Here is a 25,291-nt window from a genome sequence, read left to right on the forward strand (position 1 = left end):
GTCGCCCTCCCGCCGGTCTCGCGGTCGGCGAGCGCCTGCCGAGTAGGCTGAACGGGTGATCATCGGCACTGGAATCGACCTCGTGGACGTCGGGCGGTTCGAGCGCTCCGTCACGCGCACGCCCCGACTCCTGGAGCGGCTGTTCACGCCGGCCGAGCAGCAGTTGAGACTGCGCTCGCTCGCCGCGCGCTATGCCGCCAAGGAAGCTCTGATCAAGGCGCTCGGCGGCAGCGACGGCGTCTACTGGTCCGAGATCGAGATCGCCTCGGAGGCATCCGGTCGACCTCACTTCGTGCTCAGCGGGTCCACGGCAGCGGCGGTCGAGGCGCGTGGCATCACCGCACTGCACCTCAGCCTCACCCACGACGCGGGACTGGCGGCCGCCTACGTCGTCGCCGAGCGGTCGGACGCCGCGGCATGACCGCCACATCCCCGTTCCGCGAGGCCACGATCGACCTGTCCGCGATCGCGGAGAACGTCCGACATCTGCGCGCACTCACCGGCGTGCAGCTGATCGGCGTCGTCAAGGCGAACGCCTACGGTCACGGCGCGGCGGCGGTCGCGACGGCGGCACTCGCCGGGGGAGCGGAGCGGCTGGGCACGGCCACGCTCGAGGAGTCCTTCGCGCTGCGCCGCGCGGGCATCACGGCGCCCCTCGTGTGCTGGCTGCACGCACCGGGGCAGCGCTTCGACGGCGCGGTCGAGGCGAACATCGAGATCGGCGTCTCGTCGATGGAGCAGCTGCTCGCGGCGGCCGACGCTGCGCCGGCATCCGTGCACCTCAAGGTGGATACCGGACTCTCCCGCAACGGCGTCCCCACCGAGCACCTCGAGCGCGTGCTCGCCGAAGCCGCGCGGCTGGAACGCATCGGCCGCATCCGCATCGTCGGAATCTTCAGCCATCTCTCCGGCGCCAGTGCGGCCGACGACCGCGCGCAGCTCGCCAGGTACGAGGAGATCATCGCGCTGGCCGCGTCCTTCGGCATCCGTCCCGAGATCCGCCACCTCGCCGCCACAGCCGCAGCCATCTCGCTGCCCGAGGCGCGGCTCGACGCCGTGCGCATCGGCATCGGCCTCTACGGCCTCTCGCCGTTCGCCGACCGGACCTCGGCGGATCTGGGACTGCGCCCCGCCATGACTCTCAGGGCCGCGGTCGCCGCCGTGCGACGCGTGACCGCGGGCTCCGGCGTCTCCTACGACTACGCGTATCGCTGCGAGCGCGACACGAATCTCGCTCTCGTCCCGCTGGGCTACGCCGACGGCATCCCCCGGCAGGCGTCGGAGCGCGGTCCCGTGCACATCAACGGCCGCCCGTACACGGTCTCGGGCCGCATCGCCATGGACCAGTTCGTCGTCGACGTCGGTGATGCGCAGGTCTCCGTGGGTGACGAGGTGGTGCTGTTCGGCGACCCGACGCTGGGTCATCCGTCGGCGACGGAATGGGCGGATGCCGCCGGCACCATCAACTACGAGATCGTCACCCGCATCGGCGACCGGGTCCCCCGCAGGACCGTCTCGTGACCGTGGATCCCGCCTTCCTCGGCCGGCATGAGATCGCGACATCGGATGCCATGGAGAGCCTCGGCCTGCGCATCGGCGAGCAGCTGGCGGCGGGCGACCTGCTCGTGCTGACCGGCCCGCTCGGTGCGGGCAAGACCACGTTCACGCGGGGGCTCGCCGAAGGGCTCGGCGTGCGCGGGCCCGTGCAGAGCCCGACCTTCGTGATCGCCCGCACCCACCCGTCGCTCGCGGGGGGCGCGCCGTTGGTGCATGTAGACGCGTACCGGCTCGGCTCCGCGGCGGAACTGGACGACCTCGATATCGACTTCGCCGGTTCGGTGGTCGTCATCGAGTGGGGACGCGGCATGGCTTCGGCGGTGGCCGACAGCTGGTGGGACGTCGAGATCGAGCGTCCCGTCGGCGGCGCGGAAGGGCTCGCCGATGAGGACCTCGACGCGGACGCCCCGCGCTTCGTCACGATCGAGCGGGTCGAGGGCTGAGCGGCGTCGTCCGAACTCAGTCCTGGGAACTGCGGCGGGTGAGTGCGTCGAGGATGGCAGCCGTGGCGTCGGCGCCGGCTTCGACCGCAGCCGTGTTCTCGGTGACCACCGCGTCGACGATCTCCGAGCGCTGGATGCGCGTGGTGCGCGGGGCGTTGATGCCGAGGCGCACGCTGTCGCCCTTGACGTCGAGCAGCGTCACCTCGATCTCATCGCCGATCAGCACGCTCTCGCCGATTCGTCTCGTCAACACCAGCATCCGATCAGCCTACTCGGCGGGGCCGACCTGGCCGGTCACGGCCGACACGGCGGCGTCGCGCACCACGCCCACCGTCTCGATGCTGAACGCACCCGCACCGCCCGCCTCCGTATAGGACAGCACCGGCAGCCCGTCGGTCTGCGCCGACACCATCCGCCGCACCGCCGCACGCAGCGTCGGCGCGCAGACGAGCACCGGCTCGCCGCCGTCGCCGGCCGATGCCGCTGTCACCGCTTGACGCACCGACTCCACGACAGCCTCCATCCGGTTCGGCTCGAGCACGATCTGCGGGCCGTCGTCGCCCATCCGCAGGCTCTCCAGCATCGCCTGCTCGAGCAGGGGGTTGATCATGATCACGCGCAGCCTGCCGTCCTCCGCGAACCGCGCGGCGATCGCCGGTCCGAGCGCCGCCCGCGCGGCCTCGACCAGACCCTCCGGATCGGTGGAGGTCTTCGCACGCAGGGCAAGCGCCTCGTAGATGCGGCTGAGGTCGTTGATCGGCACCCGCTCGGCGAGCAGTGCCTGCAGCACCCGCTGCACCTCGGCGAGGGAGAGCAGGGCGGGAGTCAGCTCCTCCACTGCCGCCGGCGAGACCTGTTTCAGCGCGTCGGTCAGCTGACGCACGTCCTCGCGGCTGAGCAGACGCGCAGCCCCGGCATGGATCACGCTCGACAGGTGCGTGACGACCACGCTGGCACGATCCACGACCGTCGCCCCCGCGAGCTCGGCGCTGTGCCGCATCTCCACCGGGATCCACTTGCCCTCCAGCCCGAACACCGGGTCGTGCACGGCGGCACCGGGCAGCGCATCCAACCCGGCGCCCAGCGCGAGCAGACGTCCCGGGGGCACGATGCCCCGACCGGTCTCGACGCCCGCGATTCGGATGACGTACGTCGAGGCGGGCAGCTCGACGCTGTCGCGTGTGCGCACCGGCGGAACCACCAGGCCCAGCTCCAGGGCGATGCGGCGGCGGAGCGCCTTGACACGGGCGAGCAGATCGTCCGGCCCGCCGGTGACCAGGTCGACGACGTCGGAGGCCAGCTGGATCTCCAAGGCGTGAACCCGCATCCGCTCCATCAGGTCCTCCGGCGTGTCGGCCGTCGCGGTCTCGGCAGGCTGCACCTCGGATGCGGCGGTCGTCGCGTTCGTGGCCTTCACCCGCTGCGCGGCCAGGATCAGCAGCGCACCCACGACGAGGAACGGCGGCAGCGGCATGCCGGGGATGAAACCCATCACGATCGCCGCGCATCCCGCGATGTTCAGCGCGTTCACCGACTGGCCCAGCTGTGCGAAGGCGGCGCTGCCCATGTCGGACTCGGCATTGGATCGCGTCACGATCATGCCTGTCGACACGGCCATCAGCAGGGCGGGGATCTGCGTGACGAGACCATCGCCGATGGTCAGCAGGCTGTACGTGCTGACCGAATCCTCGATCGACATCCCGTGCGAGACCATGCCGATGGCGATCCCGCCGACGATGTTGATGATGATGATCACGAGCCCGGCGATCGCATCGCCCTTCACGAACTTCGACGCACCGTCCATCGCGCCGTAGAAGTCGGCCTCCGCGGCCACCTCCGCACGGCGCTCGCGGGCCTGCGCGTCGGTGATGAGCCCGGCGTTCAGGTCGGCGTCGATCGCCATCTGCTTTCCGGGCATGGCATCCAGCGTGAACCGGGCACCCACCTCCGCAACGCGCTCCGCGCCCTTGGTCACCACGACGAACTGGATGACCACCAGGATCAGGAAGATCACCGCGCCGATGATCAGCGACCCGCCCACCGCGATGGTTCCGAACGCCTCGATCACCTGCCCCGCGTACGCCTCGCCCAGTACGAGACGGGTGGATGCCACGTTCAGCCCCAGCCGGAACAGCGTCGCCACCAGCAGCAGCGACGGGAACACCGAGAAGTCCAGCGGCTTGCGGATGAACATCGTGTTCAGGAGGATCACGAGCGCGAACAGGATGTTCAGGATGATCAGCAGATCCAGCAGCACCGGCGGCACGGGCACCACCAACAGCATGATGATGCCCACCACCGCGATGGGCACGATGATCCTGTTCAGCACTCCGCGCATGCGGTCCTCCTTCTCATCCCCGCGCCGGTCACGCCGTCGCCACCGGCAGCGAATGGACGCCGCGCGCGGACCCGCGCCGGCGCAGCATGTCCACGAACACCAGCACCCGGGCGACGGCGGTGTACAACTCGGCGGGGATCTCCTGACCCAGCTCGCACGCCGCGTGCAGCGCACGGGCCAGCGGGATGTCGCGCACCAGCGGCACCCCGGCCTCCAGTGCGCGCTCGCGGATCTTCTCGGCGACGACGCCCTTGCCCTTCGCGACCACCTTGGGCGCGGCCCTGCCGACCTCGTAGCGCAGCGCGACGGCGACGTGCGTGGGGTTGACCATCACCACGTCGGATCCGGCGACCGCTGCGATCATGCGGTTGCGGCTCATCGCCAGCTGGCGTGACCGTCGCTGCTGGCGGATCAGCGGGTCGCCTTCCGAGTTCTTGTGCTCGTCGGTGACCTCGCGATGGGTCATCCGGGTGTGCTTCCTGTTGCGCTTCATCACCACGAACATGTCGATCGCGGCGAGCCCGAGACCGACGATGATGGCCACCTGCAGGAGGGCGGCGGTGCCTTCGGCGGCGGTGCCGAGCAGTCGCGTCACGGAGTGCGCGCCGCTGGCCGAGAGCACGGGGATCAGCGTCGAGATCACGGCCCAGAGGGCGATCGCGATGGCCGCCGTCTTCAGCAGCGCCTTGGCGCCCTCCCAGAGCGCCTGCAGGCCGAAGATCCGCTTCACGCCGTTGATCAGGTTGAACTGCTCGTAGCGGCCCGAGAACTTCCGCATCCGCACCCCGCCCTGCACGACCGCGCCGAGCAGGGTGACGATCACGACACTGGTCAGCAGGGTGCCGAGGGTGGGCACCACCGAGCCGAGTCCCAGCCCGAGCACGCCGAGGGCGGCATCCGGGGAGGGAGCGCGCATGATCGACGGCAGCGAGATGAGCTGCTCGGTGCCCGCCGCGGCTCCTGCGGCCATCGCCGCCGGCATGGTGATCGCCGCCGCGCCGATTCCCAGCCACGCCGTCAGATCCTGGCTGCGTGACAGCTTGCCCTTCTGGCGCGCTTCGCGCAGGTGCTTGTCGGTGGCCTTCTGATTGCGCTCGCCGGTGTCGCTCACGGAGTCACCCCCTGCATCATCTGCACGGCCTGGGACACCAGCGCGTCGACGATGCCCGGCAGGGCGACGAAGGTGAAGCCGGCCAGCACGAGGGTGAGCAGGATCTTGATCGGGAAGCCCATCGCGAAGGCGTTCAGTGCGGGCGCGACGCGCGTGATCAGGCCGAGCCCGGCATCCGCGAGGAAGAGCACCAGGATCAGCGGGCCGGCGATCTGCACGCTGGCGAGGAACATCTGCACCACGCCGTCGACGAGCATCTCCGCGGGCGAGGTCGATGAGAGCACCCCGCCCACCGGGATCACGTCGAAGCTGCGCGCCAGGCCGGCGAGCACCACCTGGTAGCCACCCGAGGCGAACAGCAGCGCGAGGGCCGTCATCTGGAACAACCGGGTGAACTGCGCGCCGTTGATCATGGCCTGCGGGTCGAACGCCTGCGCCATCTGGAAGCCGCCGAACACGTCGATCAGGCTGCCCGCCGCCTGCACCGCGGAGAAGCACACCAGCACGAGAAAGCCGAGCACGGCGCCGGTGAGCACCTGCAGCGAGAGCGCCGCGAGGAACGGACCCGTGTCCATGCTGGCGTGTCCGGGCGAAACCGCCCCCGACATCGCCAGCGCGAGTGCCATGGCGAGCATGGCCTTGATGCGCGCGGGGATCGCGCCGTAGGAGAACGGCGGCGCGATCAGCACGAACGCGGTGGTGCGCACGCCGGCGAGCATCGTGGCCTCGAGCCAGGCGAAGTCGATCGGGATGTGCACCTCAGCCGCCGCTCAGCAGCTGAGGGATGCGGTCGAACATGGTGTGCGTGAACTGCACGATCTCGGAGATCATCCAGTTGCCGGCGATGAGCAGCGCGATCCCGACCGCGACGATCTTCGGCACGAACGACAGCGTCACCTCCTGCACCTGGGTGATGGACTGCAGCAGGGAGATCGCGAAGCCCACGACGAGGGCCGTGATGAGCAGGGGCGCCGCGAGCTTCGCCGCGACCAGCAGACCCTCCATGCCGATGTCGAGCACCGCCTCCGGACTCATCCCGCACCCCCGTAGCTCTCCAGCAGCGTGCGGATGATGAGCCCCCACCCGTCGACGAGGATGAACAGCAGGATCTTGAACGGCAGCGAGATCATCACCGGCGGGAGCATCATCATCCCCATCGACATCAGCGCCGCCGCGACGACCAGGTCGATCACCAGGAACGGCACGAAGATCACGAACCCGATGATGAACGCGGCGCGCAGCTCCGAGATCATGAACGCGGGGATCAGCGTGTACATCGGCACGCTCTGCGGACCCTCAGGATTCGGCAGCGACGCCATGCGCGTCATCAGCGCCAGATCCTCCTCCCGCGTGAAGTGCAGCATCCAGTCCCGCAGCGGCGGCTGACCGAGGTCGATGGCCTGAGTGAACGTGATCGACCCGTCGATGTACGGCTGCACCGCATCCTGGTTGATGTGGGTCAGCACGGGCCACATGATGAACAGCGACAGGAACAGGGACAGACCAGCCAGCACCTGGTTGGGCGGGATGCTCGGCAGCGAGAGCGCGTTGCGGGTCATCGCGAGCACCACGAAGATCTTCGTGAACGACGACATCATCAGCAGCAGGGCGGGCGCGACCGACAGCAGGGTGATGCCCAGCAGCGTGAGGATGGACGTGGACGGCGTGCCGTCCAGTCCGTTGATGCCGATGGTGATGCCCTCGCCGGCCGGGGGCGTGGGCGGCGTCGGCTCGTCGGGGTCATCAGGGGCGGTGGCCGCCGGGATCGCGGACGCCGGGGCTGCCGCCACCTGCGCGGCGGCGGTGGTGACCGTTGCCGGGGATGCCAGAGCCTGAGCGCCCATCCCTGTGCCCAGCACCGCACCGGCGGCCAGCAGCGTCGCGCAGATCAGCAGCAGCATGCCGTGCACGCCGCGCATCCGCAGCACGCGCACGACCACCGAGCGGGTGCTCATCGCGCGCGGCGCAGGAAGTCGGCGGTCTGTCGCCAGGTCTGCGGGGAGAGGATCGAACCGCTCAGCTGGGCGGACGGGGCCGGACGGCGGTGACGGCGCAGCGACGGCGGCTCGGCGCTCGCCGCCCGCTCCCTCGCGAGCAGGCTCTCGAAGTCGCTGTGCGGGTCGGTGTGCGGGTCGGGATGGGCACTGCTGTCCGCCCCGGTCTGCAGCGGGCGCGTGACGTGGTTCGCGGGCAGGCTGTCGATGACGTTGACGCCGTGCTCGGTCACGCCGAGCACGTAGCGGCGGTCGTCGGTCTCGACGATCACCATCTGCGCCTTCGAGCCCAGAGCCCGCCTGCCGATCACCGTGATCTCGGCGTCGTCGCGACGCCGCTGCATCCGCTTCCCGACTCGGCGCTGCACGTACCAGAGCAGGCCGAGCACCGCCGCCAGCGACAGGGCGACGCGAAGGAGGAGAAGCAGATCGTCCAGGTCAGGCCTCGGCGCTCTCGAGGATCCGGGTGATCCGCACCGCGTAGTCCTGGTCGACGACGACGATCTCGCCGTGGGCGATCACACGGCCGTTCAGCAGCACGTCAGCCGGGGCGCCCGCGGAGCGGTCGAGCTCGACGATGCGACCCGGCTCCAGGTCCAGCACGTCGCGCACCGCCATCCGGGTGCGGCCGATCTCGACGGTGAGGTCCATCTCCACGCCGGCGATGCGCTGCAGCCGGCGCGAGGCGGTCGGTGCGGTCTCGGGGCTCCGCGTGATCCGCACGGCCAGGCGTCCGATCACGCGTCCGTCCTCGCCCTGCAGGTCGAACACCTGCGCTGCGGGGTGCGAGAACACGGCTGAGGCGTCGCCGACGGTCGCGGTGTCCAGGCGGCCGGCGCCGAGCGCACTGACCGCCGCTTCGAGCGGACCGTGCAGTCGTTCGGTCAGGGGAGCATCCGCCAAGCCGTCGATGAGCGCGTCTGCTTCGAGTATCTGCACGGCCAACTGGGCGCTGGCCTCGCCGACGTATCCGACGATCACCGCGTCTCCGGTGTCCCCGGAGGCCTGTGATGCGACCGCCACCGTGGGCGCACCGGTGGGCAGCCGGGATGCGAGGGCGGCGGCGACGGCGGATTCGTAGGCGATGGTGCTGGTCACGGGAGCTCCTGTGCGGGTTCGGGTGTCGTGGCGGTGACGACGCAGGCCAGGCGAGCACCGCTCGTGCCGACGGCCGCCGTCGCGATCGGCTGGTCATCGATCGTGAGTTCGAGCGGGCGGTCCGCGGCGTGCGGGAAAGTGATGAGATCGCCGACGGAGAGATCCAGCACCTCGTGCGGGCGGATCGACCGCGGCGCCAGACGCAGCGCGAGATCGACGGGCGTGCGTTCGACCTGACGGTCGATCGTGCCTGCGAGCGCCGACTCGGCCGCGTTCGCAGTGCCGCCGGCGAAGGAACGCAGCACGACCGACGCCGGCAGCATGACGCTCGCGCTCGCGCTGCCGCCGGTGAAACCGATCGGCAGCACCGCCACGATCACCGGCTCGTTCGCCGCCGCCACCTGGCTGAACTGCGAACTGTGCTGGATGCCGGAGATCGCGATCCCCTCGGGAAGGCGCCCGTCGAAGGAGCGGACCAGGTGCTCGATGGCTTCCGAGACCAGCGCGCCCACGAGAGCCTGCTCGATGTGCGTCAGCGCACGCTCCGGGGCGGCATCGGACGGACGCCCGCCGACCATCTGCACCACCCAGGCGGTCGCCAGCGAGGCGGAGAACTGGATCACCGCCCTGGCGTCCGAGCCCGGGAGCGTGCACACCACGAGCGTGGTCGCGGGCGGCAGCGTTCGGGCGTACTCGTCGTACGTCTGCATGGTCACCGACTCGACGCTGACCACGCAGCGACCGTGGGTTCGTGCGGACAGCAGCGAACCCCACTGCCGGGCGAACATCTCGAACGACATCTCCAGGATGCGCGCGTGCTCGCGCGAGAGGGTCGTCGAGCGACCGAAGTCGTAGAGTTCGACCTCGGTCTCCGTGCGCACGGCCGAGCGCGCGCCCTCATCCATCACCACGAACCGGACTATCGGGCGAGAGTCCGCGGGTGTAAGCAGTCGGCGGGATCAGCGGGAAGGAGTCTTGGCCTGCAGGGCAGGCAGCAGCCGGCGCACCTCCTCATCGGCATCGGAGAGCACGACGACGTCGACGCGCCTGTTCTGAGCGAGGGCCTCGGCGCTCGTGCCCTCGGCGACGGGTCTGGCATCGCCGTATCCGACCGACTTGACCACGCCAGGACTGATCCCGCACACCTCCACCAGGTGGCGCAGCACCTGCGTGGCGCGGGCGGCCGAGAGCTCCCAGTTGGTCGCGAACGGCGCCGCCGACTGCCGGGTGTCGGCGTGACCCTCGATGGAGATCTCGTTCGGGATGCCGGCGAGCACGCCCCCCAGAGTGTTGAGGATGTTCACGGCCAGACGCGACAGCGTGGTGCTGTTGGTCGCGAAGAACGTCTCGGCGCTGACCAGACTGATCGTCAGCCCGCGATCGTCGATGGTGAAGGTCGCCGTGTCGGCGAGACCCTTCTGGTGAAGGGCGGCACGGATGCGCTCGCGCAGCGCCGAGAGATCGTCGAGTTCCCGCTGGGCGGCGGTGAGCTCGACGTCGGCGAACGCCTCGCCCTGCTCGTCGATCAGTTCCGCCGGCACGACGACGCCCTGCGAGACGTCGGCCTTGTCGGTCTGCGTCTGGCCGAAACCGGTCGCCAGCGACGCGCTGAGCGCTTCGAACTTCTTCATGTCGATGCTGGACATCGAGAACAGCACGATGAACATGCACATCAGCACGGTGATCATGTCGAGGTAGGACGCCATCCACCGTTCGTCGGGACCGCTGTGGCCCTCGGGGGCGAGGCGGCGTCGTCGGCGGACGCTCATGAGGGCGCGCCCGTCGCGCCGACGGTCTGCTCGGGGGTCTTGCCCGCCCGACGTCCGCGGCCCCCGTCCTTGGCCACCGAGGCAGAGTCCGAGACCAGGGCGCCCAGACGCTCTTCGAGGAAGGCAGGAGTGGCACCGGACTGCACGGCGAGCATCCCCTCCATGACGATGGTCATGCGCTCCAGCTCCAGCTCTCCCAGACGCTGCAGGCGCCCGCCGATCGGAAGCCAGATGAAGTTGGCCGACAGCAGCCCCCACAGCGTGGCGACGAACGCCGTGGCGATCATCGGTCCGAGGGTCTCGGGTGCGTCCAGTCGCTCGAGCACGTGGGTCAGCGAGACCACGGTGCCGATGATGCCCACGGTCGGAGCGAACCCGCCGAGGGTCATGTAGAACCGGGAGGCGGAGCGGTTGCGCGCCGCAGCGGAGGCGATCGCGTCCTCGAGAAGGATGCGCAGGTCCTCGGCATCCACGCCGTCGGCGATGCTCTGCAGCGCCTGTCGCAGGACCGGGTCCTTCTCGTCGGCGACGCCCTGCTCCAGCGACAGCAGACCCCGGGTGCGAGCCTGGTCGGCATAGCCGACCACCGTGTCGATCACGCTTCGCGTGGTGCCGCCCTGACCCCGGAACGCGCGCGGCAGCGCGGACGCGGCGTTGCGGAGATCCTGGAGCGTGCCACTGGCGATGCCGACCGCGATCGTCGCGCCGAAGACGAGCACCATCGGCGCGGGCAGCAGCAGAGCCGTGATGGACGCGCCCTCCATGCTGATCATCGCCAGGAGGGCGCCGAAGGCCAGGACCAGTCCGAGGATGAGGGCGATGTCCATCAGAGCGCCCCGTCCTGCGTCGAGGAGGACATCCGCAGGGCGGCGTGCAGGACCCGTGCCCGGAACCCGGTGATCTGGGCGATCAGCTCGTCCAGGCTCTCCCGGACGACGAAACGCGCGCCGTCGACCATGATGATCGTGGTGTCGGGCGATGCCTGCACTCGTTCGATCAGGTCGGGATTCACCGCGAACCGCGTGAGGTTCAGGCGCGTGACGACGATCATGGGCTCCATCCTGGAAGATCGGCCCCCGGTGAGAGGGGCGGCGACGGCCCATCCTGGTCCGTCGTCTCTGACTGTCGGCAGTGCCGAGCGCGGCGTTAGCCCGTCATACTCAGCGCTTCAGGTTGGTCAGCTCCTGCAGCACCTCGTCGCTGGTGGTGATGATGCGGGCGTTCGCCTGGAAGCCGCGCTGCGCGACGATCAGGTTGGTGAACTCCTGCGACAGGTCGACGTTCGACATCTCCAGCGCTCCGCTGATGATGCCACCGAGCCCGTCGGCACCGGCCTGCCCGACGGCGGCCTGACCCGAGTTGGCGGTCGGGCGGAACTGCGATGAGCCCGCCTTCTCCAGTCCGCCCGGGTTCGTGAAGCCGGCCAGTGACAGTCGGGCGAGCACCTTCGACTCGCCGTTGCTGAAGGTGCCCATCAGGCTGCCGTCCTCGGTGAGGGCGTAGGAGGAGAGGGTGCCCGCGGGGCGCCCGTTCTGGCCGGTCAGGGCGAGGGTGCTGACGTCGCTGAAACCGGTCAGCTCCGAGAGATCGACGGTGACGCCGCCCGAGACGATCGACGAGGCGCCAGCCTGCTTGCCCGCGGTGAACGTCAGCGCGGTGGTCGTGCCGGCCGGGTCCTCCGCCGTCCACCCGGTCGCGGTGCGGGTGAAGGTCAGTCGCAGGGTGGAGGTGGAGCCGTCGGGGCCGTACACCTCGATGTCGCGGACCAGCTGCGCCCCAGCGGCGGTCTCGGCGGGCAGGTTGCCCGTCGCCTCGGCGGTCGTCGTGGCGACCGCCGGCACGACCGCGCCCACCGGCAGAGTGATGTCGCCGATGGCCTGTCCGCCGGTGATGACGCCGTCCTGGGCGGTCCATCCCTGCACGAGCGAGCCGTCGACCGTGGTCAGGCGGCCACCGGCGTCGAAGGAGAATCCGCCGTTGCGGGTGTACAGCGTCTCGCCGCCGTTTCGCACCATGAAGAAGCCGTCGCCGGCGATCATCAGGTCGGTCGGCACGCCGGTCGGCTGCGGGGCGCCCGAGCTGAAGTTGGTGCGGATGCCGGCGAGCTGCACGCCGAGCCCGACCTGTGCCGGGTTGGAACCACCCGCCGCCTCACGCGGCATCGTGGAGTTCTTGACGAGCTGCGACAGGGAGTCCTGGAACTGCACGGCGGAGGACTTGAAGCCGACGGTGTTCACGTTGGCGATGTTGTTGCCGGTCACGTCGAGCATGGTCTGGTGCGTGCGCAGTCCGGAGATGCCGGAGAAGAGAGAGCGGAGCATGGAATGCCTTTCGGGGGAGGAGGATCAGGAGGAGAGGGTGAGCCCGGACAGGGCGTCGAGCGGCACGGATTGCCCGCCGATGGTGACCTGCGGCACAGGCCCGGCGAACGAGACCGCCGTGACCGTGCCCGTCTGCGTGACGCCGTCGGCGTCGGTGTACTGCGCTTCACGGCCCATCAGGACCGCGGCCGTGTGGCGCATGCTCAACGCGAAGCTCTCCGACGTCATCGTCGTGAGCTGGGTGAGCTGCTCCATCGAGGCGAGCTGCGTGGTCTGCGCGATCATCTCGTTGGTGTTCATGGGCGAGCTGGGATCCTGGTTGGAGAGCTGGGTGACCAGGAGCTTCAGGAACACCTCCGAGTCGAGGGTCTTCTTCTGCGTGCTCGGCGGCACCGTGCTGCGGGACTGCAGGCTGGTCGCCGTGATCGCGTCGACGGAGGTCATCGTTCTCCTTTCTGTCAGGCGTACACGTCGACGCGGGAAGGCGACGACGAGGTCAGCGGTGAGCCGGTGCGGGGGACACCGGGCGATGCGGTCTGCAGCCCGCCGGGCGGGCCGGAGCGCGGCTGCTCGTCGGCGGGCCGGCCCTGCGCGTCGCGCTGCGCCCCGCCGTCGGACGCGGCGCCTGCGTGCGCGTCCGGGCGTCCGTGCCCGTCCGGACGACCATGGGACTGCGACGAGGACGCCGACGGCCCCTCGCCCGTGGAGACGTGGACGGATGCGCCCGGGGCGGCCACGGCGAGGTCTCGGCGCAGGTCGGTGAGGATCGCGCGCAGCGCGTCGCGGCCCGCCTCCGCCGGTGCGTGCAGTTCGAGTCGGATGCTGCCGCCGATGATGTGCGCGCGCACGGTGACCGGCCCGAGGTTCTCCGGGGCGACGGTCAGGGTGATGCTGTGCTGACCCTCCGCCGAGCGCGCCAGCGCGAGGACGGGCGCCGTCACCTGCGGCAGCAGCGCCGTGCGTGGAGCTGGGCTGGAGGGCGGAGCGGATGCAGCGGCGGCGACGGTTCCGGTCGGGATGACGGCGGGCTGAGCGGCACCGGGGACGTCGCCTGGCGTGGGGGTGGCCGGAACGATCGGCGCCGGGATCGGCACGTCGTTCCTCGGGCCTTGAGCCGATCGAAGGGCGGTGGTGTTCCTGTCGTCGGTCGGGCCTGGAGCCAGTCGAGGGGCGGTGGTGTTCGTGTCGTCGGTCGGGCCTGGAGCCAGTCGAGGGGCGGTGGTCTTCGTTTCCTCCGTCGGCGACGGCACCGGTTCGGGCGTGATGACTGCCGTCATGTTCTCGGTGACAGCGAGGCTCGACGTTGTCGACGGGATGAGCGCCTCGGCTGCGTCGGTGGGGCCCTTCGACAGGCTCAGGGACCCATCGTCCAGGGATCCATCGTCTGGGGATCCGTCGTCCAGGGATCCAACGTCCAGGCGCCCATCCTCTGGAGACCCATCGTTCAGGGACCCATCGTCCAGGCGCCCATCGGGAGGCATGCTCAGGGGCCCATCGGGAGGCAGGCTCAGGGGCCCATCGGGAGGCAGGCTCAGGGGCCCATCGGGAGGCAGGCTCACGGGCCCGCCGGGAGGCAGGCTCAGGGGCCCACCGTACGGCAGGCTCAGGCGCCCATCGGACGGCACGTTCACCGGCCCAGAGGCGGACGCGGACGCCTCGCGGATCGCGTCGGCGAACTCCGCGGCAGTGGCATCAGCACCGCCCTGCGGCACGGGTGCCGCGACTGCCCTGGCGGCGGGTGCGGGTGCGGGTGTGAGCGGCATCATCACTCGGCCTCGCTTCCGCGACGCAGAGCGATCTCGTCGAGCTCGTGCTGCTCGAGACGCAGCTCCTCGACCCGCACCCGCATCTCGTGCGCGACGGCGAGCCGGTCCAGACCTCGCACGGCCCGCCTGGCATCGTCGTGTGCGCTCCTGGCGGCGTCCACCGTCTCCTGCTGCTGCGCGGACAGCGCTTCCAGGTCGGCGAGCATGCTGCGACCGGCCACCCGGGCCGCCGCCAGAGCCGCGAGCGTGCGCACATCCACGGCATCCGACTCCGTCGCCGCCAGCGCCGCGCGCAGGTGCCGGTCCCTCGTGCGAGTCTGATTGGCGTCGATCACCGCGCGTGACAGCTCCTGCGCGGCCTGCTGCTCCTGGATCGCCCGCACGCGCAGAAGGCCGGCCAGCGAGAACAGGCGGCTCATCGTGCACCTCCGAGATCGGTGACGAGCCGGGCCAGCCGGTGCCACGACTCATCGGCGGCGCTGACCTGATCCAGCGGTTGAGTGAGGAAGTCCGAGATCGCCTGCGCGTGGGCGAGAGCCGCATCCACCCGCGGATTGGCGCCTGACTGGTACGCGCCGATGTCGATCAGATCGGTGGCCGAGGCGCGTGCCGCGAGCACCGCACGCAGCGACGACGCCTGTTCCCGCTGATCACGGGTGATGATCTTGCCCGCCACGCGGGACACCGACGCCAGGACATCCACCGCCGGGTGGTGGCCCATGAGAGCCAGCGCCCGGTCGAGCACGACATGCCCGTCGAGGATCGAGCGCACGGCATCCGCGATCGGCTCATTGTGGTCGTCGCCGTCCACGAGCACCGTGTAGATCCCGGTGAGGGATCCTCCGCTCCCCGTTCCCGCCCGCTCCAGCAGCCCGGCCAGGATCGAGAACGTCGACGGCGGGTAGCCGCGGGTGGCAGGCGGCTCTCCGGCCGAGAGCCCGATCTCGCGCTGGGCCATCGCCACCCGGGTGAGCGAGTCCATCATGAGGATGGCGTGCGCCCCGTCGTCGCGGAACGCCTCGGCGATGCGCGTGGCGGTGTACGCCGCGCGGATGCGCGCCATCGCGGGCTGATCCGACGTCGAGACGACCACCACCGAGCGGGCGAGGCCGTCCGGACCGAGATCGTCCTCGAGGAACTCGCGCACCTCGCGGCCGCGCTCGCCGACCAGCGCGATGACCGTCGCATCCGCCTCGGTCCCGCGCGCGATCATCGACAGCAGCGAGGACTTGCCGACGCCGGAGCCGGCGAACAGTCCCACGCGCTGCCCGCGGCCCACGGTCACCATGGTGTCGAGAACGCGCACGCCGAGAGGCAGTTGGGTGTCGATGCGATCTCGCCCGAGGATCGACGGCGGCGCGTGGTCCAGGCTCACGCGCGCGGAGTCCAACGGCCCCCTGCCGTCGATCGGCCGGCCGAGCCCGTCCAGCACCCGTCCGAGCAGGCCGCCGCCGACGGGGACGCGCAGCGGGCCGCCGAGTCCGCGCACCGGCATCCCGACCGTCAATCCGGCGGTCGACGTCAGCGGCATGCAACTGAGCCCGTTCGGGCCGCTTGCGACCACCTCGGCCTCGACACCCTCCGCCAGCTCGACGAGATCACCGACGGCGCCGGTCAGGCCGCGCACCTCGACGCCCAGGCCGCGCACCCGCGTGACGCGGCCGCGCCGCTCCGGTCGGGCCGCTTCCAGCACGGCGCCCCAGGCCGTCACGACGTCACCTCGTCGAGCGCGCGTCGCGCGCGATCCAGCGCCTGCCCGATCCGGGCGTCGACGTAGCCGTGCGGCAGCATCGCGATCGCATCGCCCGCCGCGAGCGTCTCGTCGGCGACGACGCGCACATGAGGGGGGACGGCGTCGTTGCGCTGCAGCGTGCGCAGGTCCTCGATGCTCATCCGAACCTCGGAGACGGGGTCGTCGGCGGCGGTCACGAGTGCACGCCGCAGCGCGGACTCTGCCGACAGCGCGCGATCGGCCAGAGCCTCGCCGAGGATCGTCTCCGCCAGTTCGAGCGCCCGCGCCGAGATCCGCGGCTCGTCCATCCGCGTCAGCTCCTCGGCGCGCGCCTGCAGCGCGGCAGCCGCCGCCCGCAGGGACGAGGCCGCGGACGCCAGCTCCCGCTGCGACGCGGAGTGCGCCTCGGCGCGCTCGGCCTCCGCGCGCGCTGCGACCGCCGCTGTCTCCCTGCTCGCCGCACGGAAGCCCTCCGCGTGCCCGTCCGCGTAGCCGCGCTGACGGGCGAGACGCCGCTCGCCCTCGGCATCCGCACCGCGCAGCCGGGGGTACACCGCCGGCGCGAACGCGTCAGTAGACATACTCGTCCTCTTCGCTGCGCTGCACGGAGATCTCGCCCTCGGACTCCATCCCGCGCAGCATGTGCACGATCTCGGCGCGGGCCTCCTCCACCTGCGACACGCGCACTGGGCCGAGCGCGCGGGATTCGGATTCCAGGTTCTCGCGGTTGCGTTCGGAGACGTTGCGCCGGATGATCTCGGCGATGCCCTCGTTGGCGCCCTTCAGCGCCAGCGCCAGGGTGCGGATGTCGACCCCGCGCAGCACCCGCTGCGCGTCGCGGTCGTCGAGGCGCACGATGTCCGCGAACGTGAACATGCGCGAGCGGATGTCGTCTGCCAGGGTGCGATCGCGGCTCTCGATGCTCTCCAGCAGTGCCTTCTCGATGGTCGCGTCGGAGCGATTGATGATCTCCACCAACGGTGCGACGCCACCCAGTCGTTCGGGCGCATCGCGCGCTGCGAGAAGTCCCGTGCGCGCCTTCAGCGACTCCGCGACGATCGCGATCGCGTCCTGGCTGGCAGTGCCCATCGTCGCGATCGCGTGTGCGACGTCCGTGCGGATCGCTTCAGGCAGTGCGGCGAGAACGGCCGCGGCCTGATCGGTCGCCAGGTGCGCGAGCACCAGCGCCGCCGTCTGCGGCAGTTCCCCGTCGAGCAGGCCGGCCACCTGTGCCGGATCGGCCGCGCCGAGGAATTCGAACGCCGAGTTCGCGGAGCCCACCCGCCCCAGCAGTGCAGCGGCGCGGTCCGCGCCGAACGACGCCTCGAGCAGGGTCGCGGCGATATCGCGACCGCCGCGCGCGGGCGGCAGGTGACCGGCGGCCAGACGCTGGAAGTCGCCCAGCGCCTGTGCGGTGGTCACCGCATCCAGGTTCTGCAGACCGATGATCTCCGCGGTGATCGCCTCGGCCTCGGGTTCGGACAGGTGCTTCATCACCTCGATGGCGGCGGCGCGGTCGATGTTCATCAGCACCACGGCGGCCGTCTGTCGCCCCGTCAGCACGCTCATACCCCCACTCGATCGGAGAGCAGGGTGCGCAGCAGCTCTGCGGTGCGCTGCGGGTCCCGTCGGCTGATCGCCTCGATCTCGCTGCGGCGCCGCTCCAGACTGACCTGCGCCGGCTCCTCCTCGATCTCCAGCTCGGTGACCGGTGCGGGCTCCGCGGTGGTGAGGGGCATCGGCACGGTCGGCTGCTGTTCCAACGGCAGCGCCCCGGCATAAGCGGCCACCGAGGGTGCGCGCTGGCCGAACATCAGGTCGAACTCGTCCGGTTCCTCCTTGCGACGGCGCATGCGCACGATCAGGAACACGATCACCGCCAGCACCGGCAGTGCGATCGCGACGACGGTCAGGGCCACGCCGAGCAGCGCGGCCTGCTGCTCGGCCGCCGCGGCATCCCTGGACGCCTGCAGCGCCGCCTTCGCGGCGTCGGCGTCGCGCTGGCTGAACGAGACCATCTCCACCGTCAGGGCGTCGCCGCGCTCCCGGTCGATGCCCGCCGCGGCGGCCACCAGATCGCTGAGCTGCTCGGCGCCGATGTCCGCGCCCGCCTCCGAATCCACGGCGACGGACACCGACTGGCGGGTGATCGCACCGGCAGGAGTGGAGATCGTCTGCGTGGACTTGTTCATCACGTTGTTGCGGGTCTGATCGGTGACCTCGTAGGTGCCGTCGCCGTCTCCGGCGGGAACGGCGATGTTGTCCGGACCGAGCACCCCGGCGCCGCCCGTGCCGCCGCTGCCCGTCTCGGTGCGGGTGTGCTCGGAGGACGGCACTCCGCCTTCCACCGGCGTGTACGTCTCCTCGAGCCGCTCGTTCACGGAGCGGTCGATGTCGGCGACCACGGTGACGGTGGCGTTCCCGGCGCCGACGACCCGGTCGAGCAGCTGCTGCACGTTCGCAGCGACGCGGGCCTCGTAGTCGCCGGCCTGGCGGTCCACACCACCGGTGGCGCCGACCCCGACCGTCGAGAGGGTGCGGCCGGACTGGTCCACCACCGCGACGTTCTCGGGTTTCAGCCCGCTGACGGCGGCCGAGGTGAGATGCACGATGGCCTCGATCTGCGACGGGTTGAGCGACGACCGGCCCGTCTCGACGAACACCGAGGCGGTCGGGTCGACGGTCTCGGAGACGAAGACGCTCTCCTCCGGGATCGCCAGGCGCACCGATGCCGCCGACACTCCGTCCAGCGAGGCGATCGTCGCGGCGAGCTCGCCCTCGATGGCGCGCTTGTAGGCCACGGACTGCTGGAACTCAGATGTCGTCACGCCCAGGTCGTCGAGCAGGGAGTAACCGTCAGTGCTGTCGCTGGGCAGGCCCGCGGCCGCAGCGGCGAGACGCTGGTCGTACACCTGCGTCTCGGGCACGAGAACGGTCGATCCGCCATCGGTGAGCTCGTAGGAGACGGATGCCGAGCGGAGCTGCTCGACGACCGCGCTGGCGTCGCTTGCGCTCAGACCCGTGAACAGCGGTGTCATGGTCGGGCGCGCGGCCCAGCTCGCGAACGCCGCGATTCCCAGGGCGAGCACAGCGATGCCGATGATCGCGATGGTGCGCTGCGCGACGGTGAACCCGGCGATGGTCCGTCGAGCGCGCTGCAGCAGAGAGGAGACGGCTTGAGGCATCAGGCCTGCATCCGCATGATCTCGGTGAACGCGTCGACGCCCTTGTTGCGCACGGCGGCGACGAGCTCCAGGGTGACGGCCGCGCGCGTCGAGGCGATCATCGCGGCGTGGATGTCATCGAGATCGCCGGTCACCGCCGCCACCTTGAGCGTGTCGGCCTCGGACTGCAGGGTGCGCAGCTCGTCGACCGCGCCGGTGATGCTCGCGGCGAACGTCGAGTCGCCGGCCGCCGGGGTGCCGGTCACGGAGGGAGTTCCGCCGATGAGGGAGGCAGGCAGGCCGGACGAGAGGGCGCCGATCCCGGAGACCGCATCCATCAGCCGCGTCCGATCTGCAGAGCCGCCTCATAGGCGTTCCGGGCGCGATCGACCACACCGGCGCTGGCCTGATAGCCGCGCTGGGCGAGGATGAGCTGGCTCATCTGGTCGCCGAGGTCGATGTCGGGATAGCGCACGTATCCGTCCGCGTCCGCGAGCGGGTGATCGGGCTGATGCACCAGACGGCCCTCGTCGCTGCCGAGCTCGGTGCCCGCCACGTACACGCCGGGGGAGGAGGCGCTGTTCTCGACGAGCACGTAGCGCTGCTGGAAGGCGGGTGCGGCCGGAGTGACGGCGGTGTTGATGTTGGCGATGTTGTCGCTGATCGCGTCCAGCCATTTGCGGTGCGTGGTCAGGCCGGTGCTGGCGATGCCGATGGCGTCGAAGGTCACGAGGTGGTCCTCATCGCCGTGCGCACCGACGCGAACGAGCCGTTGATCGCCTGGGTCGCGAACTGGTAGCGCAGCATCGTGTCGATGCTGGAGAGCGTCTCGGTGTCGAGGTTGACGTTGTTGCCGTTCAGTCGCGTCGGCTCGAGCGACTCGCCGACGGTGGCCGTCGCCGAGCCTCGGCCGGTGCGCACGGCATCCGCCAGAGCCTGCTCGAACTGCACCCGCTTGGCGTGATAGTCCGGGGTGTTGACGTTGGCGATGTTGTCGGCGATGGCGCGCTGGCGCAGCGACAGGCCGTCGAGTGCGCTGGAGAGCGCGGAGAAGGTGACAGAGTCGAACACGAACCGCTTCCATCCGTCGTCGGAATGAGGCCGATCCGTGGCCGATCTCGGTGAGCGCTCCCTGCTCGGGATGCTCTATCGGCACGCCCGTCGCGGATGTAAGGTGCCGGGTCCGATCAGCCCGCCACGTCGAGGAACGCGGGGACGTCGGCGCTGGTGTCCGGGACTCTGCGCAGTGCGACGAGCTGATGCGCGATCGCATCCTGCTCGGCGCGCACCGCCGCGATGTGCTCCTGCTGGCGGCGCAGCACCTCGCGGGCACGATCGGCGAGCTCGGCAGGCAGGGGACCGGCGCGCGGATGCCAGGTGGCAGTGTCCTGCGCGCCGTCCAATTCGCGTTCGAAGCGATCCAGCAGCGCTTCCCACGCGCGCACGGTCACGCCTCGGCCGCTCTCGGAGCCGCGGTGCCCACGGACGCCGCGGCGGCGTGCCAGGCATCGCACAGCGGCGCGACGAGTTCGGCGCAGGAACGGGTGCGATCCGGGTCGCGACCGATGTTCGCCCCGATCAGCGTCTCGGTGAGGAAGACGTAGAGGGCGTGCAGACTCGCACTTCCCTCCCAGGCATCCGTCAGCGATGACCTGAGTTCGGCGATGATGGCCTGCGCGTGCTGCAGTTGCGCATTGGCCTCGTCCCATTCGCCGCGGCGCTGCGCCGCCTCACCGCGTTCGATGTCGAGCAGCAGCCGGTCGTACAGCATCGTCAGCAGACGCTCGGGTCCGGCCGAGAGGATGGCGAGCTCGCGGTAGCGCTGCTGGGCCTTCAGTGCGGTGTTCATGATCCGGATCCGTTCTGCGACGGCGTCAGCGCCGCCAGCTGAGAGGTGAGGTAGGCCGACTGGGACTGCATGCGCGAGAGCTGCACCTCGAGCTGCGCGTACGTGCGCTCGAGAGTCGCCTTGCGCTGGGCCAGGCGCACGTCCCACCGCTCGATCTGGTCTCCGAGCCCGTCGACCTCGCTCTGCTGGCCGGTGATGCGCGCGGTGAGCAGTCCGTCGTGCTTGTCGGAATAGGTCTCCGAGACGTCCTGGACTCTCGCCACGACTCCGGCGAACACCCGCGCCACCCGGGCGGGATCCTCGGCCAGGGCGGCGGCGTACCGGGCCTGGTCGAACGACAGGACACCATGCCTGTCGACGGAGATGCCGATGCTGGAGGGCGAGACGGCGTCGACAGGGTGCTGCACGGCGTCGGACAGGGCGAGCCGCAGCGCACGCACGGTGCTGTCTCCGGTGAACACGCCGAGGGTGGTCGTCTCGCCTGCTCCGCTGGGCACGGTCGCTGTGGAGCCGTTGGCTATGCCGGTGAGCAGCGAGGCGATCTGTGAGATCAGGTCGCCGTGCGCCTTCGCCTGTGCAGAGGAATCACGGGTGACGCCGATCGTGACAGGGTCGGTGGGCTTGGCGTTCACGCTCACGTCCACGCCGGCGAACAGTCCGGTGAAGGTGCCGTTCGGCGAGGTGATGATCTGCTCGGCCGCGGTCCCGGCCCAAAGCCGGATCTGCGCGTCGATTCCCGTGGCGATCGTCGCGGCCCCCGGCTCCGTGGCGAGGTCGGTCGAGGTGCCGGCATCGACGGAGGCGAGGTCGCCGCGATCGATGCGGAAGGTGCCGCCCGCTCCCGCCTCGGCAGCGGTCAACTGCAGGCGGTGCAGTGGATTGCCGCCGGCATCCGTGCCGGCCGGAACAGCATGCGCGGTGATGCCGAAGCCGGCCTCGTTGATCGCCTTCGCGACGTCCTGAGGAGAGGCCGAGGGCGCCGTGATCTGCATCCGCTCCCCGGCCGAGTTCTGCAGGGTGAGTGTCGGAGGATCCTCCGGCCATGTCGCGTACGCGGCGGTGACGACGGAGTGTCGCTGCGCGACGCTGTCGACCACGATCTCGGCGGTGACAGGGTCGGCGTCCTTGGCGGCGGTGACGGTGACCCCGGATGCGGAGGACGACGTCGTGAAGCGGTCCATCGCGCCGGGCTGCAGCGCGGCGGTCGTCTTGGTGAACAGATCCTGCAGAGAGGAGTTCAGCGACTGGAGGTTCGAGATGATGACGCCCTTGTCGGTCATCTTGGACTTCAGGAGGTTGCGAGGGATGGAGTTGACGTCCATCAGGGCTTTGATGAGCTCGGTGGTGTTCAGGCCCGACACCAGACCGTCGAGTGCGATTCCCATGTGAGCCTTTCTGCGGCGAGGTGAGGCATCCGGGTGAGGGCGTGCGGCCCTCACCCGGATGCGTGATCAGGATCAGCGCAGCAGCTGCAGAACGCCCTGGTTGGCCTGGTTGGCCTGTGCCAGCATGGCGGTGCCGGCCTGCGACAGGATGTTCTTCGCGGTGAACTTGACCATCTCGGACGCCATGTCGGTGTCGCGGATGCGGCTCTCGGCAGCCGACAGGTTCTCCGCCGACACGTTGAGCGAGTTGATCGTCGACTCGAAGCGGTTCTGGATCGCTCCGAGGTCGGCGCGGGACGACGAGACCGCCTCGATCTGTGCGTCCAGCAGCGTGATCGCGTTGGCCGCACCACCGGATGTGGTGAAGTCCAGCGCACCGGCTGCGCCCGCCGTGCCAGCAGCCAGGCCGGTGCCCGGCGCGGTGACGGCGACCGATCCTCCGTTCAGCGAGGTGACGACGAGCTGGTTGCTCGCGTCGACCGAGGCGCTCAGCACTGCGCTGAAGCTGTCGCTGCCGTTGAGGGCGTCTGCGACCTCCTGAACGGTGTTGTAGGCGCCGGCCGCACCCAGAGTGACGCCGATGTTGCTCGTGCTGCCGTCAGCGTTCGTGACGGTGAACGCCTGCGCACCCGTCACGAGGGTGGGGGTGGCCACCGCGAAGCTCGTGCCGGATGCGCCGACCGTCAGCGAGTTCGCGATGCCGCTCACGTCCGCGCTGGTGAGGTTCACGCCGATGCGGCTCGCGGCGTCGCCGTCTGCGCCGACCTGGAAGCTCAGGTTGGCGCTGCCGTCGAGCAGCTTGATCCCGTTGAAGTTGGTCGACTCGCCGATGCGCTTCAGCTCGGCGGAGAGCTGCGTGGCCTCCTTGGTGATCGCCGCACGCGACTCACCGTTGTTCGAGTCGTTTCCGGCCTGCACTGCGAGGTCGCGCATGCGCTGCAGGATGGAGTGGACCTCGGTCAGGGCGCCTTCCGCGGTCTGGATGACCGAGATGCCGTCCTGGGCGTTGCGTGCCGCGACGTTCAGGCCGTTGACCTGCGCGCGCAGGCCCTCGCTGATCGCCAGGCCCGCCGCGTCGTCCGCTGCGCGGTTGATCCGCAGACCGCTCGAGAGCTTCTCGAGCGACTTCGACAGGTCGTTCTGCGTGCTCGACAGGTTGCGGTAGGCGTTCAGCGCCGACACGTTGGTGTTGATCTGCATTCCCATGGTGTGTTCCTCCGTGATGGGGTTCGTGCGGAGCCCGTCCGTGGGCTCCGCTGAGACCTATCGGCGTTCGGAGGCAGAGGGTAAGCAGTCAGCGGGTGACCACCGTGGGCGCGAGAGCGCGCGCGACGCGCGCGCCACCGGCCTCGGCGATGCGTGCGAAGAAGCCGTCGCGCACGGACGCGGAGACGCGGGAGATGACATCAGGGTCGTCGCCGTCGCGGTAGTAGCGCTCGAGCACGTCGCGCAGCAGGCGGATCGCCTCGGCCCGCTGCTGGGAGACGGCGGAGTGCGACACTCCCAGCTCCTCGGCGATGTCCTTGACGGGACGCTCCTCGATGTAGACGGCGTGCACGATCGCGCGCATCCGCTCGGGAAGCGACTGGATCGCATGCTGCAGCAGCTGGCGCCGCTCGGCGACGATCGCGGACTCCTCCGGCAGCGGGGTGAGCGATGCCGGATCGATCTCGTACGCATCATCGAGTGCGACCACCGTGCGGGACGCGTCGGCGAGGGCCGCGGTGACCTCGTCGGCGGAGACTCCCATGGTCGTCGCGATCTCTGCGACGGACGCCTGTCGTCCCAGCGCGGCGGACAGCGTATCCTGGACCCTCGTCGTCTCCTTGATGCGACCGCGGACACCGCGCGGAGCCCAGTCCATGGCCCGCATCTCGTCGGCGAACGCACCGAGGATCCGTCGGCGGGCGTAGGCGCCGAAGGGCACACCGAGATCCGGGTCGAAGGCATCGGCCGCCGTCACGAGAGCGAGGGCTCCCGCCGAGACCAGTTCTTCCCGGGGAACGTGCGTGGCGCGGGCATGCGTCTCGGAGGCGAGATAGCCGACGAGCGGCAGGTTCTCCTCTATGAGGCGATTGCGCTCGGGACGAGTCGACATCGGTCATCCTCCGGTAGGTGGGCTGGGTCTTCCCTGTGGCCGGCTCCCCCCGCCTACCACAACCTGAATGATAGCTGTATGGGGAGAAGTACCCATACCCCCGGCATAACAATATTCTGAAGACGGTCGATAGTCGTCTTTGACCGCGTCGATCGGCCGGTCGCACTGGGGAGAGAAGCGTTATGGGAGCCAATGAACTGTCCATGCTGTTGTGGCGTGAACGCGAACTGCTGGAAATGCTGCTGTTCAAACTCGAGGAGCAGGAGCTGCTGCTCGCCGCGGGACGGACGAGGTGGACGCAGTTCGCCACGCGGGAGATCGAGCAGGTCCTCGAAGGACTGCGCGAAGCGGGGATCACGCGCCTCGTCGAAGCCGAGACGGTCGCCGCGGAGTGGGGCGCGCCCGAGGGCGCGGGCATCCGCGATCTGATCGAGGCCGCACCGACGGCCGCGTGGAAAGACGTCCTGACCGGTCACCTGCACGCGCTCACGAAGCTGACCGACGAGGTCGGTCGACTCCGCGAGGGGAACTCGGAGCGGCTGAGGGCGGTGCTCCGCGCCACGCAGGAGACCCTCGCCGGACTCGGCGAAGCCAGCGGCGAATACACGACCCAGGGCGAACGCGCGCGCGGCGACTCCGCGCGCATCATCGACACGGAGATGTGAG

32 protein-coding genes are annotated in these 25,291 nt (G+C 70.2%); 4 read left to right on the top strand and 28 right to left on the bottom strand.

The annotated features are described in order from the left end of the window. Positions 1-55: 55 nt before the first annotated feature. The 3 genes from ACFQY2_RS06670 to tsaE are packed head-to-tail and all read left to right on the top strand — an operon-like array spanning position 56 to position 2,000. Positions 56-421: a holo-ACP synthase gene (locus ACFQY2_RS06670; protein WP_378744882.1), complete on the top strand. Its 366-nt coding sequence runs from the start codon at positions 56-58 to the stop codon at positions 419-421. Beyond that, positions 418-1,521 carry an alanine racemase gene (alr, locus tag ACFQY2_RS06675; RefSeq protein ID WP_378744883.1) on the top strand — a complete coding sequence of 368 codons (1,104 nt, stop codon included), beginning with the start codon at positions 418-420 and terminating at the stop codon, positions 1,519-1,521. The genes ACFQY2_RS06670 and alr overlap by 4 nt, the downstream gene beginning before the upstream one ends. Next, positions 1,518-2,000: a tRNA (adenosine(37)-N6)-threonylcarbamoyltransferase complex ATPase subunit type 1 TsaE gene (gene tsaE / locus ACFQY2_RS06680; RefSeq protein WP_378744885.1), complete on the top strand. Its 483-nt coding sequence runs from the start codon at positions 1,518-1,520 to the stop codon at positions 1,998-2,000. Before alr ends, tsaE begins: the two co-directional genes overlap by 4 nt. 16 nt (positions 2,001-2,016) lie before the next feature. On the opposite strand, the gene csrA is transcribed toward tsaE, so the two are convergent. The 28 genes from csrA to ACFQY2_RS06820 all read right to left on the bottom strand — a co-directional run bounded on the left by csrA (position 2,017) and on the right by ACFQY2_RS06820 (position 24,625). After that, a complete protein-coding gene (csrA, locus tag ACFQY2_RS06685; protein ID WP_378744886.1) occupies positions 2,017-2,259 on the bottom strand; it encodes a carbon storage regulator CsrA in 243 nt (80 codons plus the stop codon). A 9-nt stretch (positions 2,260-2,268) separates the two neighbouring features. Then, positions 2,269-4,338, bottom strand: coding sequence for a flagellar biosynthesis protein FlhA (locus tag ACFQY2_RS06690; RefSeq protein ID WP_378744887.1), 2,070 nt, complete (start codon positions 4,336-4,338; stop codon positions 2,269-2,271). Between the two features lie 28 nt (positions 4,339-4,366). Continuing rightward, positions 4,367-5,449 (bottom strand): flagellar biosynthesis protein FlhB, encoded by a 1,083-nt coding sequence (locus ACFQY2_RS06695; protein ID WP_378744889.1) that lies wholly within the window; start codon positions 5,447-5,449, stop codon positions 4,367-4,369. Then, positions 5,446-6,207, bottom strand: coding sequence for a flagellar biosynthetic protein FliR (locus ACFQY2_RS06700; RefSeq protein WP_378744890.1), 762 nt, complete (start codon positions 6,205-6,207; stop codon positions 5,446-5,448). The genes ACFQY2_RS06695 and ACFQY2_RS06700 overlap by 4 nt, the downstream gene beginning before the upstream one ends. Before the next feature lies 1 nt (position 6,208). Then, positions 6,209-6,484, bottom strand: coding sequence for a flagellar biosynthesis protein FliQ (gene fliQ / locus ACFQY2_RS06705; protein ID WP_311254643.1), 276 nt, complete (start codon positions 6,482-6,484; stop codon positions 6,209-6,211). Continuing rightward, the gene (fliP, locus tag ACFQY2_RS06710; protein WP_378745044.1) at positions 6,481-7,293 is read right to left on the bottom strand and encodes a flagellar type III secretion system pore protein FliP; all 813 of its coding nucleotides are present in this window, start codon (positions 7,291-7,293) and stop codon (positions 6,481-6,483) included. Before fliP ends, fliQ begins: the two co-directional genes overlap by 4 nt. A gap of 107 nt (positions 7,294-7,400) precedes the next feature. Further along, on the bottom strand, positions 7,401-7,832 hold the full coding sequence (locus ACFQY2_RS06715; RefSeq protein ID WP_378744891.1) for a FliO/MopB family protein: 432 nt from the start codon (positions 7,830-7,832) through the stop codon (positions 7,401-7,403). A 49-nt stretch (positions 7,833-7,881) separates the two neighbouring features. Then, positions 7,882-8,541 (bottom strand): flagellar motor switch protein FliN, encoded by a 660-nt coding sequence (gene fliN, locus ACFQY2_RS06720; RefSeq protein WP_378744892.1) that lies wholly within the window; start codon positions 8,539-8,541, stop codon positions 7,882-7,884. Next, complete coding sequence (locus ACFQY2_RS06725) at positions 8,538-9,446, bottom strand: flagellar motor switch protein FliM (protein ID WP_378745045.1); 909 nt, start codon at positions 9,444-9,446, stop codon at positions 8,538-8,540. The genes fliN and ACFQY2_RS06725 overlap by 4 nt, the downstream gene beginning before the upstream one ends. 54 nt (positions 9,447-9,500) lie before the next feature. After that, the gene (locus ACFQY2_RS06730) at positions 9,501-10,310 is read right to left on the bottom strand and encodes a flagellar motor protein MotB (protein WP_378744893.1); all 810 of its coding nucleotides are present in this window, start codon (positions 10,308-10,310) and stop codon (positions 9,501-9,503) included. Further along, positions 10,307-11,137, bottom strand: coding sequence for a motility protein A (locus ACFQY2_RS06735; protein WP_378744894.1), 831 nt, complete (start codon positions 11,135-11,137; stop codon positions 10,307-10,309). The genes ACFQY2_RS06730 and ACFQY2_RS06735 overlap by 4 nt, the downstream gene beginning before the upstream one ends. Then, positions 11,137-11,361 carry a flagellar FlbD family protein gene (locus tag ACFQY2_RS06740; RefSeq protein ID WP_378744896.1) on the bottom strand — a complete coding sequence of 75 codons (225 nt, stop codon included), beginning with the start codon at positions 11,359-11,361 and terminating at the stop codon, positions 11,137-11,139. The genes ACFQY2_RS06735 and ACFQY2_RS06740 overlap by 1 nt, the downstream gene beginning before the upstream one ends. 109 nt (positions 11,362-11,470) lie before the next feature. Beyond that, a complete protein-coding gene (locus ACFQY2_RS06745; protein ID WP_378744897.1) occupies positions 11,471-12,631 on the bottom strand; it encodes a flagellar hook protein FlgE in 1,161 nt (386 codons plus the stop codon). A 24-nt stretch (positions 12,632-12,655) separates the two neighbouring features. Further along, entirely contained in the window at positions 12,656-13,075 is a 420-nt protein-coding gene (locus ACFQY2_RS06750; protein ID WP_378744898.1) for a flagellar hook capping FlgD N-terminal domain-containing protein, read from the bottom strand. Between the two features lie 14 nt (positions 13,076-13,089). Further along, the gene (locus ACFQY2_RS06755) at positions 13,090-13,725 is read right to left on the bottom strand and encodes a flagellar hook-length control protein FliK (protein ID WP_378744899.1); all 636 of its coding nucleotides are present in this window, start codon (positions 13,723-13,725) and stop codon (positions 13,090-13,092) included. A 671-nt stretch (positions 13,726-14,396) separates the two neighbouring features. Then, the gene (locus ACFQY2_RS06760) at positions 14,397-14,816 is read right to left on the bottom strand and encodes a hypothetical protein (RefSeq protein ID WP_378744900.1); all 420 of its coding nucleotides are present in this window, start codon (positions 14,814-14,816) and stop codon (positions 14,397-14,399) included. Then, the gene (locus ACFQY2_RS06765; RefSeq protein ID WP_378744902.1) at positions 14,813-16,108 is read right to left on the bottom strand and encodes a FliI/YscN family ATPase; all 1,296 of its coding nucleotides are present in this window, start codon (positions 16,106-16,108) and stop codon (positions 14,813-14,815) included. Before ACFQY2_RS06765 ends, ACFQY2_RS06760 begins: the two co-directional genes overlap by 4 nt. Further along, complete coding sequence (locus tag ACFQY2_RS06770) at positions 16,105-16,710, bottom strand: FliH/SctL family protein (protein WP_378744903.1); 606 nt, start codon at positions 16,708-16,710, stop codon at positions 16,105-16,107. Before ACFQY2_RS06770 ends, ACFQY2_RS06765 begins: the two co-directional genes overlap by 4 nt. After that, a complete protein-coding gene (gene fliG, locus ACFQY2_RS06775) occupies positions 16,700-17,698 on the bottom strand; it encodes a flagellar motor switch protein FliG (protein ID WP_378744904.1) in 999 nt (332 codons plus the stop codon). The genes ACFQY2_RS06770 and fliG overlap by 11 nt, the downstream gene beginning before the upstream one ends. Further along, the gene (fliF, locus tag ACFQY2_RS06780) at positions 17,695-19,314 is read right to left on the bottom strand and encodes a flagellar basal-body MS-ring/collar protein FliF (RefSeq protein WP_378744905.1); all 1,620 of its coding nucleotides are present in this window, start codon (positions 19,312-19,314) and stop codon (positions 17,695-17,697) included. The genes fliG and fliF overlap by 4 nt, the downstream gene beginning before the upstream one ends. Further along, positions 19,314-19,631 carry a flagellar hook-basal body complex protein FliE gene (fliE, locus tag ACFQY2_RS06785; protein ID WP_378744907.1) on the bottom strand — a complete coding sequence of 106 codons (318 nt, stop codon included), beginning with the start codon at positions 19,629-19,631 and terminating at the stop codon, positions 19,314-19,316. The genes fliF and fliE overlap by 1 nt, the downstream gene beginning before the upstream one ends. Further along, positions 19,631-20,023 (bottom strand): flagellar basal body rod C-terminal domain-containing protein, encoded by a 393-nt coding sequence (locus ACFQY2_RS06790; RefSeq protein WP_311254657.1) that lies wholly within the window; start codon positions 20,021-20,023, stop codon positions 19,631-19,633. Before ACFQY2_RS06790 ends, fliE begins: the two co-directional genes overlap by 1 nt. Further along, positions 20,020-20,364, bottom strand: a complete 345-nt coding sequence (locus ACFQY2_RS06795; RefSeq protein ID WP_378744908.1) for a flagellar basal body rod protein FlgB — start codon at positions 20,362-20,364, stop codon at positions 20,020-20,022. The genes ACFQY2_RS06790 and ACFQY2_RS06795 overlap by 4 nt, the downstream gene beginning before the upstream one ends. A 116-nt stretch (positions 20,365-20,480) precedes the next feature. Further along, entirely contained in the window at positions 20,481-20,738 is a 258-nt protein-coding gene (locus ACFQY2_RS06800; RefSeq protein ID WP_378744909.1) for a hypothetical protein, read from the bottom strand. Positions 20,739-20,740: 2 nt separating this feature from the next. Continuing rightward, the gene (gene fliS / locus ACFQY2_RS06805) at positions 20,741-21,142 is read right to left on the bottom strand and encodes a flagellar export chaperone FliS (protein WP_378744910.1); all 402 of its coding nucleotides are present in this window, start codon (positions 21,140-21,142) and stop codon (positions 20,741-20,743) included. Continuing rightward, positions 21,139-22,527, bottom strand: coding sequence for a flagellar filament capping protein FliD (fliD, locus tag ACFQY2_RS06810; protein ID WP_378744912.1), 1,389 nt, complete (start codon positions 22,525-22,527; stop codon positions 21,139-21,141). Before fliD ends, fliS begins: the two co-directional genes overlap by 4 nt. A 72-nt stretch (positions 22,528-22,599) precedes the next feature. Next, positions 22,600-23,733 (bottom strand): flagellin, encoded by a 1,134-nt coding sequence (locus ACFQY2_RS06815; protein ID WP_378744913.1) that lies wholly within the window; start codon positions 23,731-23,733, stop codon positions 22,600-22,602. A gap of 88 nt (positions 23,734-23,821) precedes the next feature. Further along, positions 23,822-24,625: a sigma-70 family RNA polymerase sigma factor gene (locus ACFQY2_RS06820; protein WP_378744914.1), complete on the bottom strand. Its 804-nt coding sequence runs from the start codon at positions 24,623-24,625 to the stop codon at positions 23,822-23,824. A gap of 182 nt (positions 24,626-24,807) precedes the next feature. On the opposite strand from ACFQY2_RS06820, the gene flgN reads away from it, so the two are divergent. Then, positions 24,808-25,290, top strand: a complete 483-nt coding sequence (gene flgN / locus ACFQY2_RS06825; RefSeq protein ID WP_378744915.1) for a flagellar export chaperone FlgN — start codon at positions 24,808-24,810, stop codon at positions 25,288-25,290. Position 25,291 lies beyond the last annotated feature (1 nt).

Source organism: Microbacterium sp. GCM10027623 (assembly GCF_042666935.1).
Taxonomy (GTDB): domain Bacteria; phylum Actinomycetota; class Actinomycetes; order Actinomycetales; family Microbacteriaceae; genus Microbacterium.